The 13,704-nt window shown below is 68.7% G+C and carries 15 protein-coding genes; 10 read left to right on the top strand and 5 right to left on the bottom strand.

The features are described 5' to 3' along the window. Window positions 1–62 precede the first annotated feature (62 nt). On the top strand, window positions 63–557 hold the full coding sequence (locus tag ACFVVI_RS27940; RefSeq protein WP_056813349.1) for a general stress protein: 495 nt from the start codon (window positions 63–65) through the stop codon (window positions 555–557). A 4-nt stretch (window positions 558–561) separates the two neighbouring features. Beyond that, the gene (locus ACFVVI_RS27945; protein ID WP_378993390.1) at window positions 562–1,143 is read left to right on the top strand and encodes a suppressor of fused domain protein; all 582 of its coding nucleotides are present in this window, start codon (window positions 562–564) and stop codon (window positions 1,141–1,143) included. Here ACFVVI_RS27945 and ACFVVI_RS27950 read toward each other — a convergent pair. Then, window positions 1,140–2,228 carry a magnesium and cobalt transport protein CorA gene (locus tag ACFVVI_RS27950; protein WP_378993566.1) on the bottom strand — a complete coding sequence of 363 codons (1,089 nt, stop codon included), beginning with the start codon at window positions 2,226–2,228 and terminating at the stop codon, window positions 1,140–1,142. The two genes, ACFVVI_RS27945 and ACFVVI_RS27950, sit on opposite strands and share 4 nt — an antisense overlap. Before the next feature lie 67 nt (window positions 2,229–2,295). Here ACFVVI_RS27950 and ACFVVI_RS27955 point away from each other — a divergent pair, with 67 nt between their 5' ends. From ACFVVI_RS27955 to ACFVVI_RS27975, 5 genes are all read left to right on the top strand, one after another. Then, window positions 2,296–3,150 carry a PHP domain-containing protein gene (locus tag ACFVVI_RS27955; RefSeq protein WP_378638284.1) on the top strand — a complete coding sequence of 285 codons (855 nt, stop codon included), beginning with the start codon at window positions 2,296–2,298 and terminating at the stop codon, window positions 3,148–3,150. Further along, a complete protein-coding gene (locus tag ACFVVI_RS27960) occupies window positions 3,147–3,413 on the top strand; it encodes a hypothetical protein (protein WP_378993391.1) in 267 nt (88 codons plus the stop codon). Before ACFVVI_RS27955 ends, ACFVVI_RS27960 begins: the two co-directional genes overlap by 4 nt. Before the next feature lie 51 nt (window positions 3,414–3,464). Further along, a complete protein-coding gene (locus ACFVVI_RS27965) occupies window positions 3,465–5,021 on the top strand; it encodes an FAD-binding protein (RefSeq protein WP_378993392.1) in 1,557 nt (518 codons plus the stop codon). Between the two features lie 425 nt (window positions 5,022–5,446). Continuing rightward, window positions 5,447–6,667 (top strand): NADP-dependent malic enzyme, encoded by a 1,221-nt coding sequence (locus ACFVVI_RS27970; RefSeq protein ID WP_378993394.1) that lies wholly within the window; start codon window positions 5,447–5,449, stop codon window positions 6,665–6,667. Between the two features lie 69 nt (window positions 6,668–6,736). Continuing rightward, window positions 6,737–6,946, top strand: a complete 210-nt coding sequence (locus ACFVVI_RS27975; RefSeq protein WP_387447501.1) for a ribbon-helix-helix protein, CopG family — start codon at window positions 6,737–6,739, stop codon at window positions 6,944–6,946. Here ACFVVI_RS27975 and ACFVVI_RS27980 read toward each other — a convergent pair. Genes ACFVVI_RS27980 through ACFVVI_RS27995 form a run of 4 tightly spaced genes read right to left on the bottom strand, consistent with a single transcriptional unit; the run spans window position 6,929 to window position 10,395 of the window. Next, entirely contained in the window at window positions 6,929–7,633 is a 705-nt protein-coding gene (locus ACFVVI_RS27980; protein ID WP_387447502.1) for an ABC transporter permease, read from the bottom strand. The genes ACFVVI_RS27975 and ACFVVI_RS27980 overlap by 18 nt on opposite strands. Next, complete coding sequence (locus tag ACFVVI_RS27985; RefSeq protein WP_378993400.1) at window positions 7,630–8,289, bottom strand: ABC transporter permease; 660 nt, start codon at window positions 8,287–8,289, stop codon at window positions 7,630–7,632. Before ACFVVI_RS27985 ends, ACFVVI_RS27980 begins: the two co-directional genes overlap by 4 nt. Further along, the gene (locus ACFVVI_RS27990; RefSeq protein WP_387447503.1) at window positions 8,286–9,434 is read right to left on the bottom strand and encodes an ABC transporter ATP-binding protein; all 1,149 of its coding nucleotides are present in this window, start codon (window positions 9,432–9,434) and stop codon (window positions 8,286–8,288) included. The genes ACFVVI_RS27985 and ACFVVI_RS27990 overlap by 4 nt, the downstream gene beginning before the upstream one ends. Before the next feature lie 28 nt (window positions 9,435–9,462). After that, window positions 9,463–10,395, bottom strand: coding sequence for an ABC transporter substrate-binding protein (locus tag ACFVVI_RS27995; RefSeq protein WP_378638448.1), 933 nt, complete (start codon window positions 10,393–10,395; stop codon window positions 9,463–9,465). A gap of 199 nt (window positions 10,396–10,594) precedes the next feature. Between ACFVVI_RS27995 and ACFVVI_RS28000 the strand changes: the two genes are divergently transcribed. The 3 genes from ACFVVI_RS28000 (at window position 10,595) to ACFVVI_RS28010 (ending at window position 13,684) form a co-directional block, all read left to right on the top strand. After that, the gene (locus tag ACFVVI_RS28000) at window positions 10,595–11,203 is read left to right on the top strand and encodes a hypothetical protein (protein ID WP_387447504.1); all 609 of its coding nucleotides are present in this window, start codon (window positions 10,595–10,597) and stop codon (window positions 11,201–11,203) included. Window positions 11,204–11,502: 299 nt separating this feature from the next. Next, entirely contained in the window at window positions 11,503–12,183 is a 681-nt protein-coding gene (locus tag ACFVVI_RS28005) for a PadR family transcriptional regulator (protein ID WP_379314042.1), read from the top strand. A 28-nt stretch (window positions 12,184–12,211) separates the two neighbouring features. Further along, on the top strand, window positions 12,212–13,684 hold the full coding sequence (locus ACFVVI_RS28010; RefSeq protein WP_378993410.1) for a DHA2 family efflux MFS transporter permease subunit: 1,473 nt from the start codon (window positions 12,212–12,214) through the stop codon (window positions 13,682–13,684). Window positions 13,685–13,704 lie beyond the last annotated feature (20 nt).

Raw genomic sequence — 13,704 nt, forward strand, 5'->3', positions numbered from 1 at the left:
GCGGGGGTGGAATGGCGCGTTTCACTGCGGCACAGTCGGTCGACGAATAGCAGAATAGGACTATGACGAATCCCTTGGGCAACTCGAATCGCGGGCGGCAGGCGCTGCCGACGCCGCCGTCGGGCTGGCCGGTCGGCTCGTATCCGACTTACGCCGAGGCGCAGCGTGCGGTCGACTACCTGGCCGACGGGCAGTTCCCGGTGCAGGACGTGACCATCGTCGGTGTCGATCTGATGCAGGTGGAGCGGGTGCTGTACCGGCTCACGTGGGGCAAGGTCATCGGCGGCGGCGTGGTGTCGGGTGCCTGGCTCGGCCTGTTCCTCGGTCTGTTGCTGAGCCTGTTCACCACCACCGGCGGTGCGCTCGGCCCGCTCGTCGTCGGTCTGCTCGGCGGCATCGTCTTCGGCGTCATCACCACGTCGATCCCGTACGCGGCCACCAAGGGTCAGCGCGACTTCGCCTCGACCATGCAGCTGGTCGCGGGCCGTTACGACGTGCTGTGCGATCCGAAGTCCGCCGAACAAGCCCGCGACATGCTCGCCCGATTGGCCTTGTAGCGCGATGGATGTGGAGAACACGGTTCGCGCCGCGGTGCTGGACCACTTCGATGTCGAACGCGCACAGGTCGATTCGGCGTCGCTGACCTTCCTCGGGCTGGAACCCGTCGAGATCCTGCGTATTCCGGGCGACGGCGCGGTCCACTACGCGACGCTGGGCGGTTCCCGTCATCCGATGGGTGATCCGACCGATCTGCTGGCCGACCCGGTGCGCGGACCGCGTGCGGAACTGGTCCTGACGCTGCTGATGAGCGCCGACCCGCAGGTCGGGGTGGCCAAATCCCTCGGTGTGCTGGTCGCCTCGCCCGCGGTGGAAGGCGTTGTGCTGCAGGCCGACGCGCTACTCGATCTCGGAGAACCGCTGTGGCGCAACGCGAAGTTCACCGCGGTTGTGCTCGGCGAGAGCGATATTCCCGCGATCGCGCTGCCGGACCCGGCCGACCCGGTGCGCTACCTCAGCGTCACCCCGGTGACCGCGACCGAGGCCGCCTGGGTGCGCGTGCGTGGCGCCCAGGCATTGCGCGACGCCTGGGCCGAAGCCGGGATCGACGTGCGTGATCCCGAGCGCGGTGCGGTGAACCTCTAGAGCCAGCCGTTGCGGCGGAAGCTGCGGAACAGCACCGCGCACAGCACCGCCATCACGATCAGCACCACGGGATAGCCCCACACCTGGTGCAGCTCCCACATGTGGTCGAAGTTCATGCCGTAAACGCCCGCGATCATCGTGGGTACCGCCGCCATCGCGGCATAGGCCGAGATCTTGCGCATGTCGGTGTTCTGCTGAACGCTGATCTTGGCCAGCGCGGCATTGACCAACCCGCTGAGCGCCTCGTCGAAGTAGCTGATGTGATCGGAGACGCTGGCCTGGTGATCGGCCACGTCGCGCAGATAGCGGCGGATCTCGGTCGGCACCGGTAAGTCGGTGTTGTTCACCAGCCGCTCCAGCGGAACCGCCAGCGGCGCGACCGCCCTTCGCAATTCCACCACTTCGCGTTTGAGCTGGTAGATCGAGCCGATGCCGATCTTGGAGGCGGGCGTGAACACCGCCTCTTCCATTTCGTCGATGTCGACGCCGACGGACTCGGTGACATCGACGTAGGTGTCGACGATGTGGTCGGCGACGGCGTGCAACACCGCGGTCGGCCCGTATTTCAGCTGCTCGGGCTGCTTTTCGAGCTCGTGGCGCACAGTGGACAGGTGGGTGTGCTCGCCGTGGCGCACCGTGACGGCGAAGCGCGGCCCGGTGAAGACCATGATGTCGCCGGTCTCCACGATCTCGCTGGTCGAGTCGATGTCGTGTTCGACGTAACAGACCGTGCTCATCACCAGGAACAGGGTGTCGCCGTAGCGCTCGAGCTTGGGGCGTTGCCTGCCCTGCACCGCGTCCTCCACCGCCAGTGGGTGCAGGTCGAAGATCGAGGCGATGTCGTTCATCTGCCGCTCGTCCGGGTCGTGCAGGCCGATCCAGACGAATCCCGCATCGGTCTTCTCCGCCGCGGTCAGTGCCTGTTGCGGTGTGAAATGTCCCGGCTGCCGCTCGCCGTCGACGTAGACCCCGCAGTCGACGATCGCTCGTGCCGTCGGCACGGGGACCCGCGGTCGCGGAGTTTTCGTCGCGCGATGGGGCCCGTGGAACGACGGCATCGGCGGAAATGAGGGCACCGAGTGGATCCTACGGGCACCGTCCTCGCGCACCCGGGAACGCGCGGGACCCGACACCGCACTGTAAGACTGAGGTGTGCGCATCGACCTGCATACCCATTCCACCGCCTCCGACGGCACCGACACCCCCGCCGAACTGGTGCGGCATGCCGCGGCGGCCGGCCTCGACGTCGTCGCGATCACCGACCACGACACCACCGGTGGCTGGGCCGAGGCCGAGGCTGCCCGCCCCTCGGGACTCACCCTGGTGCGTGGCATGGAGATGTCGTGCACGGGCATGGGGGAGGACGGCTACCCCGTGCCGGTGCACCTGCTGGCGTATCTGTTCGACCCCACCGACCGCGGTTTCGCCGAGGAGCGCGAGCGGCTGCGCGGCGAGCGGGTGGCCAGAGTGCGGGCGATGGCCGAGAAGATGGCGGCCGACGGACTACCGATCGATCCCGTCGATGTGATGGCGACCGCGGGTCCGGCGGTGGGCAGGCCGCATCTGGCGCAGGCACTGGTCGCGGCGGGCGTGGTCGAGAGCGTGAATGCCGCGTTCGTCGATCTGCTCGCGCCGCACGGGCCGTACTACGCCGAGAAGGCCGACACCCCGCTGCCGAGGGCCGTGCGGCTGATCGCGGCCGCGGGCGGAGTCAGCGTGATCGCCCATGCTCGCGCACGCAAGCGGGGCAGGCTGCTGGCGCTCGACGACATCAGGGAGCTGGCCGGGCTCGGCCTCGGTGGGCTCGAGATCGACCACCCGGATCACAGCGAAGCCGATCGTCTTGTACTGACCGGGCTTTCGCGAGAACTGGGCCTGGTGCGCACCGGCTCGTCGGACTATCACGGCAGCAACAAGACCATCGAGATCGGCGCGTGTGGCACCGATCCCGATCAGTACGAAGCACTCATCGACAAGGCGAGCGGGACGCCGGTGATCGCCCCGTGACGCTGTTGCGTGCGGTCAGCGGCGTTGTCGCGGGTGGGGTACTCGTGCTCTTGTGCGTGGTCGTCGGCGCGGCGGTGATCGGCTCGCGCCGCGATTTTCCCGGGCCGGGCGCGGAATCGCTGGCGTGGCATTTCGTGGCCGCGGTCGTGGTGGTCGTCGCGCAGGTCTTCGCCGATCGGCGCCGCGGCGTGGCCACGCTGTTCGGGTCCGCGGCGGTCTTGGTCACGGCCGGTGTATTGCTTTGGACACAATGGTGGGGTTGACGGCCGCGTAATGGTTGCGGACGGGTGAACTGTGCCCGAATATTTCTCTTTGTGACCAGCATCGAAACGGATGTCTTGATCCTCGGCGGTGGACCCGCCGGGCTCTGGGCTGCTGTCTCGGCCGCGGCGACGGGCGCGCGGGTGGTGCTGGTCGACAAGAGTCGCTGCGGTTCCAGCGGTCCCACCGTGTACGGCACGACCGTGCTCTGGGATATTCCGCCCGGTCCGGGCCGCGCGGAGGCGGTCGAGGAGATGTTCGTCTCCGGCGGCGGGCTCGGGGATCGGGCCTGGCTGCACCGCGTGGTCGACGAGACCCACCGGCGATTGCAGACCTGGTCGGGCACCCGCCATCGCGTGCCCGATCCGAGCGGCGACCCGGCCCACGCGCACTTCGACGGCGCGAGCTACCTGCGCCGGCTCCGGCGCGGCGCGCTGGAGGCGGGCGTGCGCATCCTCGATCATCATCCGGCGCTGCAATTGCTGGTCGACCCGGCGGGCACCGTGGTCGGTGCGGCGGGGGTCCAGCGCCACAACAAGTTTCGGCCGTGGGTCATCCGGGCAGGCGCGGTCGTGGTCGCCACCGGTGGTTGCGCGTTCCTGTCCGGCGGTGCGGGCACCGAGGTGAGTACCGGCGAGGGCCTGCTGATGGCGGCCGAGGCAGGCGCCGAACTGTGCGGGATGGAATTCTCCAGTGCCTACGGACTGGCGCCGGTGCTGTCGCGAGTCCATCCGCATCCGGCGGTCGCGCCCGGGCTGTCGGTGCATTTCGCTGCCCTCTACGACGAAGCGGGCGCCGAACTGCCCGACCGGTACCCGGCGGCGCTCACCGCCATCGCGGACGGCCGGCGGGTCTTCGCGGCGTTGAGCGAGGTGCCCGACACCGTCCGGCACTGGCTGAGCAGGCACGGCGCGGTCGACGCCGCGGGCCGGGTGCCCGTGCGGGCGGTACTGGCGGGAACGATCCGTGGCGCCGGCGGGCTGGCCCTCGCCGATACCGATTGCTCGACGACGATCCGCGGCCTGTTCGGTGCCGGCGATGTGACCGGCCGGCAGATCGTCACCGGAGCGGCCGGCGCCCGCGGCGGCCTCAACGGGGCCTGGGCGCTGGCCTCGGGCACCTGGGCGGGGCAGGGCGCCGCCGCGTTCGCGGTCGCCAACGAAAGGGCGAGCAGTGCGAGTCCGGTGCCGGGCGCGGGCCTCGGGCCGCACGCCCACATCGACCCGCGGTCGGTGATCGGCCTGGTGCAGGAGCACACGCTGCCGCTGCGCCGCAGCTACCGGCGCAGCGCGGGCAGCCTCGGCGACAGCATCGCCGAACTGGACGCGATGTGGCCCGGCGCCCAGTTCGACCTGGGTGGCCTCGGGGTGGGGCAGCTGCGGGCTCGCCAGGCGGCTGCGCTGCTCGCCGTCGCCCGGTGGGCGGGCTACAGCGCGCTCGTGCGCACCGAGAGCCGCGGTATCCACCGCCGCATCGACCACCCCGCCGCGCACTCGGACTGGCTGGTCCGGCTGCGCTGCGGCGGGCTCGACGACGTCTGGGTGCGCCGGGAGGAATGGCCGGAGCCACTCGGTGGCGAGCTCACCGCGGCCACCCCCGCCACGGTGTGAAAGTTCACCGGATGTTCCCGCTGCGCTGCGAGTTTTCGCTTACGCCACGGCAATTCGACACGGCTACGCTCGACACATGACGCGGTTTGGCAATCGACGCATCGTGCTGGCAGAATGTTGCGGATTCCCTTCCCTTGCCACCGCCGGGTTCGGGGAAACATCGGTGACCTTCCGCCGTGCGACGCACCGTCGCAGCGTTGGTCGACCCGTTTTGCTCGCCCGGACACACCCGTCCGGTTCCGCTCGGCGGATCAGTGCCGCGCCACGTGTACCGGTTGCCACCGTGAAACGCGTGCGGACGCGCACCCGATGAGCGTCGTAGCGCATCAGTGTCGTAGCGATCCGGCGTCCCAGAAAATCGTAGTTCCGATATACCCGGCGGTAACCGTCCCCCGGTTGAGCCCGACTCGAGCAGGAGTGAAATCGTGTCACCTGTGACTGACGCACCGAATGCCACCGCGGCGCCCAAGGCCGATGACGCAGCGAGCCTCGCTGCGATCACCCAGGAGGAGATCTTCGCGGGTCACCTCGGTGGAAAGCTGTCTGTCGAGCTCAGCGCCCCCCTCGAGACCCAGCGCGACCTGTCCATCGCCTACACCCCCGGTGTCGCCCAGGTCAGCCGGGCGATCGCCGAGGACGCCGCGCTCACCAAGACCTACACCTGGACCGACCGGCTCGTGGTCGTGGTCAGCGACGGCACCGCCGTGCTCGGCCTCGGCGACATCGGCCCGCGCGCCTCGCTGCCCGTGATGGAGGGCAAGGCCGCGCTGTTCAAGAAGTTCGCCGGCCTGAACTCGATCCCGCTGGTGCTCGACACCACCGATCCCGACGAGATCGTCCAGACGCTGATCCACCTGCGTCCGAGCTTCGGCGCGGTGAACCTGGAAGACATCTCCGCCCCGCGCTGCTTCGAGATCGAGCGTCGCGTCATCGAGGCGCTGGACTGCCCGGTCATGCACGACGACCAGCACGGCACCGCCATCGTGGTGCTGGCCGCCCTCAAGGGCGCGGCCGCGGTGCAGGGCCGTGACATGTCCGGGCTGAAGGTTGTCGTCTCCGGCGCCGGCGCGGCCGGTGTGGCGTGCGCGAACATCCTGATTGCCGCCGGCGTTCCCGATGTGGTCGTGCTCGACTCGAAGGGCATCGTCAGCGCCGGTCGCGACGGCCTCAACGGTGTGAAGGCCGACCTGGCCGCCCGCTCCAACCCGCGTGGCCTGACCGGTGGTCCGGCCGAGGCGCTCGCCGGCGCCGATGTGTTCCTCGGTTTGTCCGCGGGCACGATCCCCGAGGAGCTCATCGCCTCGATGGCGCCCGAGGCGATCGTGTTCGCCATGTCCAACCCGGACCCGGAGATCCACCCCGACGTGGCCGCCAAGTACGTGGCGATCGTGGCGACGGGCCGCAGCGACTTCCCGAACCAGATCAACAATGTGCTCGCCTTCCCCGGCGTGTTCAAGGGTGCGCTCGACGCCGGTGCCCGCCGGATCACCGAGGGCATGAAGGTCGCCGCCGCGAACGCCATCTTCGGCGTCGTCGCCGACGAGCTGGCCGTGGACAAGATCATCCCGAGCCCGCTCGACCCGCGCGTGGCTCCGGCAGTGGCCGAGGCCGTCGCCGAAGCGGCGCGCGCCGAGGGCGTCGCCTAGTTTCTCCCGGACAGCGCCCCCGTTCCCACGGAACGGGGGCGCTGTCGTGTCATCTGGGATCATCGAACGATGACCACCATCACCGTGCAGCTTCCCGATGACGTCGCCGAACAGCTCGCGGAGGCCGCGGCGGCCGCGGGCGTTTCGGTGAATGTGGCGATGGTGCAGGCGGCGCAGGAGTGGATTCACGCCAACGCTCAGCGTGCCCGGGAACGTGCCAGGATGCAGCAGGTGCTGGCCGACGACCCGCACCTGCGGGAGCTACTCGGCGACGACTGAGATCGGGGGGTCGGTCCCCGCGCGGGTGAGCCTGCCGGTGCCCGGGGTGCTCGCCCACACCGCCACCGCGAGCAGGCCGTCGAGCACCAGCGCCAGCACCGCGACCAGCAGCGCGCCGACCAAGACGAGGTCGTATCGGTAGAGCCCGATGCCGTCGAAGATGTAGCGGCCGAGCCCGCCCAGGTTGACATAGGCCGCGATGGTCGCGGTGGCGACGACTTGCAGCGTGGCGCCGCGCAACCCGCCGAGCAGCACCGGCATCGCGTTGGGCACCTCGACCCGGAACAGGATCTGGCGTTCGGTCATCCCCATCGCCCGCGAGGCGTCGACCACATCGGCGGGCACATTCGCGATTCCCGCGTAGGCCCCCGCCAGCAGCGGTGGGATGCCGACGGTGATCAGCGCCAGCAGCGGCGGGATCAGCCCGAGCCCGAGTCCGAGCACCAGGAAGGTGAGCAGACCCAGTGTCGGCAGCGCCCGCATGGCATTGGCGAAGCCGACCATCACGGCACTGCCGCGGCGCGTGTGCCCGATGATCGAGCCGAGCGGCACCGCGATCACCGCCGACAGCGCCACCGCGAGGAAGCTGTACCACAGGTGTTGTAGCAGGCGATGTTCGATGCCGGTGGGTCCGCCCCAGTTCGCGCTGTCGCTCAGATAGTTCCAGGCTTCGACGAAGAGGTTCACGAGCGGGCCCCGCTCACGCGCGCGTCTGCCCTGGTCCACGGGGTTGCGAGGGTGCCGAGCAGGAACACCAGCCGATCGAAGATCAGCGCGAGCACCAGGGTCACGATGATGCCCGCGACGATCTGGTCGGGGTAATCGCGCTGGTAGCCCTGGGTGAACAGTTTCCCGAGCCCGCCGACTCCGATCAGCGCGCCGACCGACACCATGGCGATATTGGTGACCACCACGACGCGCAGCGAAGCGGTGAAAACCGGTAGCGCCAACGGCATGTCGACGGTGACGGTGCGCCGCATCCGGCCGAACCCGATCGCGTCGGCGGCATCGATCACGCTGTCGGGCACCGTATCCAGTGCCATCGGCACCGCGATCAGCAGCAGCGCGGTCGAATACACGGTGAGCGCGATGATCACATTGAGCGGGTCGATCATCGAGATGCCGACCAGTGGCGGAATGATCACGAACAGCGCGAGCGACGGGATGGTGTAGGCCAGGCTCGACGTCGTGGTGGTGATCCGCCGGGCCCAGCGGTTTCCGTGCACCAGTGCGCCGACCGGGACCGCGATCACCAGGCCGAGCAGTAAGGGAACAAGTGCCAGCACCAGGTGGGTGCGGGTGATCGCCATGATGTCGGCGAAGTTGTCGATCAGGTATCTCACGAGGTGCCCTGGGCGAAGAACTCCTGATTGCGTCGGGAGTCTTCGGCTACTCGCTGTTCGGCGAGTTGGGTCAGCACATCGGTGGCGAGCAGCCCGCCGCGCACGGCGCCCGCCTCGTCGACGGCGACGCCGATTCCCGAGGGCGAGGAGATCGCCGCGTCCAGGGCTTGGCGGAGGTCGCCGGTCGGGGTGAACAGCGAACCGCCCGCGGAAACACTGGAGTCCAGCGGTTTTCCGGCCCGCACCCGCTCGACGCCGGTGACGTCGATCCAGCCGCCCGGCTTGCCGAGCTCGTCGACGACGAGTGCCCATTCGCCCTGGGTGAGCCGCAATCCGGCGATGCCGTCCGGCTCGATCATCCGAATCGGCGCCAGCGCAACAGCTTCGGCGCTGCGGAACGACAGTCCGCGATACCCGCGGTCCCTGCCGACGAACCCGGCGACGAAATCCGTGGCGGGCTGGGCCAAGACATGTTCCGGCGTGTCGTACTGCTGGAGCACCCCGCCGAGCCCGAACACCGCGATCTTGTCGCCGAGTGTGATCGCCTCGTCGATGTCGTGGGTGACGAACACGATCGTCTTGTGCAATTCGGACTGCAGCCGCCGCATCTCCGATTGCAGTTCCGCGCGTACCACCGGGTCGACCGCGCTGAACGGCTCGTCCATCAACAGCACCGGCGGGTCGGCGGCCAGCGCTCGCGCCACCCCGACCCGCTGCTGCTGGCCGCCGGACAGTTGCGCCGGATACCGCTGCGCCAGATCACGATCCAGCCCGACCCGGTCCATCACCTCCAGTGCGGCCGCGCGGGCGGCCTTGCGTGACTGTCCGAGCAGCATCGGCACGGTCGCCACATTGTCGATCACCCGGCGGTTGGGCAGCAGCCCGCCGCTCTGGATCACATACCCGACACCGAGGCGCAGTTTCACCGGATCGGTCGTCGCGATGTCGCGTCCGTCGACGGTGATGGTGCCCGCGCTGGGGTCGACCATTCGATTGATCATGCGCATCGAGGTGGTCTTGCCGCAGCCGGACGGACCGACGAACACGGTGAACGATCCCGAGTCGATGTGCAGGTTCAGATCGCGGACCGCGTGTGTGCCGTTCGGATAGGTCTTGTCGATACCGCGGAATTCGATGTCGGACAATGCGATTCTCCTCGAGGCGCGGGTTCGCCTAGCCGATGGGGGAGTTCAGCCCCTGGGCGGTGATCCAGGCGAGCGCGGCGGCCTTCGGTTCGATCTTGCTGTCGCCGGAGACGGCCGTGTTCAGCGAGATCAGTTCGGTGGTGGTGAGCTTGGCCGAGACCGCGTCGAGCACGGCGACGGCCTTGTCGGACTTCTTCGCGGCGTTGAACAGCGGGACCACGTTCTGCGCGGCGAAATTGTGCTTCGGATCGGCCAGCACGACCAGGTCGTTCTGCGCGATCGCCGGCGACGTGGTGAAGATGTCGGCCGCGGTGACCTGGCCGTCGACCAGTGCGCGCACGGTCGCGGGGCCGCCGCCGTCGGCGATCGGCACGAAATTGGCGTCGGTGATATCGAGGCCGTAGTTCTTCTTCAAGCCCGGCAGTCCGCCAGGGCGCTGGGCGAATTCGGCCATCCCGCCGAACTTCACCTCGGCCGAGTGCGGCGCGAGGTCGGCGATGGACTTCAAGTTCCACTTGTCGGCCGTGGCGCGGGTGACGACCACCGCGTCCGAGTCCTCGCCGGGGGCGGGCGTCGCGATGGCGAGGTCGTCGCCGAGTGCTGTGGTGAGCGCGGCGTTCACCTCGGGCGCGGCGGTGGCCGTGGCGTCTTTGTCGAGGTATTGCAGCAGGTTGCCGGTGTACTCGGGGATGAGCGAGATCGCGCACTGGCGCAGTGCGGGGATGTAGGCCTCGCGCGAGCCGATGTCGAACTTGGTGTCGACCTTGAAGCCGTTGATCCGCAGCACCTCGGTGTAGATGTTGGCGACGGTCTCGGACTCGGGGAAGTTGGCCGACCCGATGATCAACGCGTCGCTGGTGCAATCACCCTTGGCGGCAAGGGGATCGTTGTTGCCGCAGGCGGAGGCGATCATGGCGGCGGCCAGCGCCACCGCGGCAACCAGTACCCGGCCCGCCCGCATCACGAGGCGGCGTGCCGGTCGACGTTGTCCTGGCGATGAGGAGGCGAAGTCGGTTTTCACTGGTGTCCTTCCGGCAAAGGCGGGCAGTGCGCTGTGCGTGCGACCCGGGGGCCACAGGTACATTCTGGTAGTTCATACTGCCCGCCGTCGGGCCGAATTGCGCGGGTTGACGGCAAATACGGAAAGTTGGTGTCGCCGCATGTACTCGGTCGCCGTGCGTCGAACCGCCGCCGCGATCCTGGCCGCAGCCTGCGCTTTCACCACTCTTTCCTGCGCCTCCGACGACGCCGCCCCGGTGGTCGTGGTGGGTGGGAATTCGACGACGGAATCGGTTCTGCTCGCTGAGATCTATTCCCAAGCACTGGACCGTGCGGGCGCCGACTCCACCGTCTCGACCGGATCGGCCACCCCCCTCGCCGATCTCGACGCGGGCCGCATCGCGGTCCTCCCCGCCCGCAACGGCGCCCTCGTGGACCGCTGGAACCCCGCCTCGCCCGCCCGCACGCCCGACGAGGTGGTCGCCGCGGTCAACTCGGCTCTGCCCCAGGGCATTTCGGTCTCCGACGCCGCGGACGGCACAGACCTGCGCCTGCGCGCGCCGGGCGGAGCGCCCGAGGGCGCCGCCCGCTCCCAGAGCATCGTCGCCCTCTACCGCAGCGGCATCTTCGACCGCCGACAGCTGAAGAAGCTCAACTACGTTGCGGGCGAGCTGACCACCGAGGGTCTGACCGAGTCGATCAACCAGATCGAATCCGGCACCAGCCCCGCCGACGCGGCCAGATCCTGGTTGGACGCCCACGGCCTGTAGCGCACGGTCGCACAGAACGGGCGGTCAGGAAGCAGCGTCGGACCACCCGGCTTGGGCCCGGCCGATTCGCACGATGCCCACGATCAGGCAGTCTTGCTCCCCTCCGTGATTCGGCGCGCACGGTACTCGCCGCGGTATCGGCGCGCACGGACTCCCGACGCGAACCCGGATGGCGGCCAACAGTGGTGTTCGGTGTGACGTCGTCGGGTGGGTCGCGCCCTTGCCAAGCTTTGTTCCGCTCCGTATATTCCTACTGGAATATTTGGTGGTGGAACATAGAGCTGAGTGGAGGTGGCGGGGTGGGGCAGCCCGGGCGGAATGTGATGACGCCGTTGGCGATCGCGGTGCTCGCGTTGCTCGACGAGCGCCCCATGCATCCGTACGAGATGTATCAACTGCTGATCGCTCGGCGGGAGGACCTGCTGGTCAAGGTGCGGCCCGGGTCGCTGTATCACGTGGTGGCCCGGCTGGCCGACGACGAGATGGTGGCGGCGGAGGGGATCGGCCGGGCCGGGAACAGGCCCGAGCGAACCACCTATCGGATCACCGATTCCGGGCGGACCGCGCTGCGGGGACGGATCGCCGAGCTGCTGCGGACACCGGTGCAGGAATATCCGATCTTCCGGGTGGCGTTGGCCGAAGCGCACACCCTTCCGCAAGAACAGGTCATCGCATTGCTCGACGAGCGCGTGGAGTACCTGACTCAGTCGCGGGCCGACACGGACGTGCTGCTCGACTGGGCGCGCAGCCGAGCCATCCCGCGCCGGTATTTCGTTGTCCTGGAATACATTCGCGCCACCATCCACGCCGAACTCACGTGGATCGAACGCTTCGCCGCCGAACTCGGCAGCGGTGCCGTGCCGTGGGAGCAGTACGACCCCGACACCGGCGAACGGATCACCGACGATCACGTCCACGAATGGCCGACCGGGGATCACCCCGACGCCGCGCCCCGGCCCCGCTGGGCCGCCCGAAGCTGAATCCTTCTCCTCGATTGGAACGAATTCGATGACCACCCAACGTAATCCGTGGCTAGCGCTCTTCGCGCTGGTGGTCGGGTTCTTCATGATCCTGCTGGACATGACGATCGTCGCGGTCGCCAATCCGGCCATCATGACCGACCTCAGCACCGACATCTCCAACGTCATCTGGGTCACCAGCGCCTACCTGCTCACCTACGCGGTGCCGCTGCTGGTCACCGGCAGGCTCGGTGACAAGTTCGGGCCGAAGAACATCTACCTGATCGGCCTCGCGATCTTCACCGCCGCCTCGCTCTGGTGCGGCCTGTCCGGCAGCATCGGCATGCTGATCGCCGCCCGCGCCGCCCAGGGTATCGGCGCCGCGCTGATGACCCCGCAGACGATGGCCGTGATCACCCGCACCTTCGCCCCGGACAAGCGCGGCGCCGCGATGGGCCTGTGGGGTGGCGTCGCCGGGCTGGCGACGCTGATCGGACCCATCCTCGGCGGCGTGCTGGTCGACAACCTCGGCTGGGAATGGATCTTCTTCGTCAACGTGCCGGTCGGCATCATCGCGTTCGGCCTGGCTGTGTGGCTGGTGCCCGCGCTGCCGACCAGCGACCACAAGTTCGACATCGTCGGTGTGATTCTCAGCGGTGTCGGCATGCTCGCCCTGGTTTTCGGTATCCAGGAGGGCAATGCGCAGGACTGGTCGTTGCGGATCTGGCTGCTGATCGGCTTCGGCGTGGTGATGCTGGTGGTGTTCGTGATCAACCAGGCCCGCAACAAGGGCGAACCGCTGGTGCCGCTGAGCCTGTTCCGGGACCGCAATTTCGCGCTGTCGAACTTGGCGATCGCCGCGATGGGCGCCGCGATCACCTCGATGATGGTGCCCTCGTACTTCTACCTGCAGGCGGTGCGCGAGATGACGCCGACCATGTCGGCGCTGGTCTTCGCGCCGATGGCGATCCTCACCGGTTTCACCGCGCCGTTCATCGGCAAGGTGTCGGACAAGCTGCCGCCGCGGCTGCTGCCGACGATCGGATTCGTGCTGTTCGCCGGATCGGTGGCGTCCTTCGGCGCGCTCATGAGCCCGGACTCGTCGATCATCTGGTTCCTCGTCGCCGCCGCCGTCGCGGGCCTGGCCAACGCCTGCATCTGGGCACCGCTCGCCTCGACCGCCACCCACAATCTGCCGGTCGCCCAGGCCGGTGCGGGCGCCGGTGTGTACAACACCACCCGTCAGGTCGGCTCGGTTCTCGGTAGCGCCGCGATCAGCGCCCTGATCGCCGCCCGTCTGACCGCCAACGGCCTCGGCGGTGGCGGCCCGGTCGGCGAGGGCGCGGCCACCGGCCCACTCCCGCCGCAGATCATCGACGAATTCAGCACCGCGCTGGCCCAGTCGATGATCCTGCCCGCCGCCATCCTGGTGATCGGCATCGTCGCTTCGGCCCTGTTCGTCGGCCACGGCAAGTCCGCCGGAAACGCTCCCACGCGGGAGAAGGCCGACGCTTCGGCCTGATCGCGAGTGCCGAGTCGCCT

The organism is Nocardia sp. NPDC058114, from assembly GCF_042884695.1.
Classification (GTDB): Bacteria; Actinomycetota; Actinomycetes; order Mycobacteriales; family Mycobacteriaceae; genus Nocardia.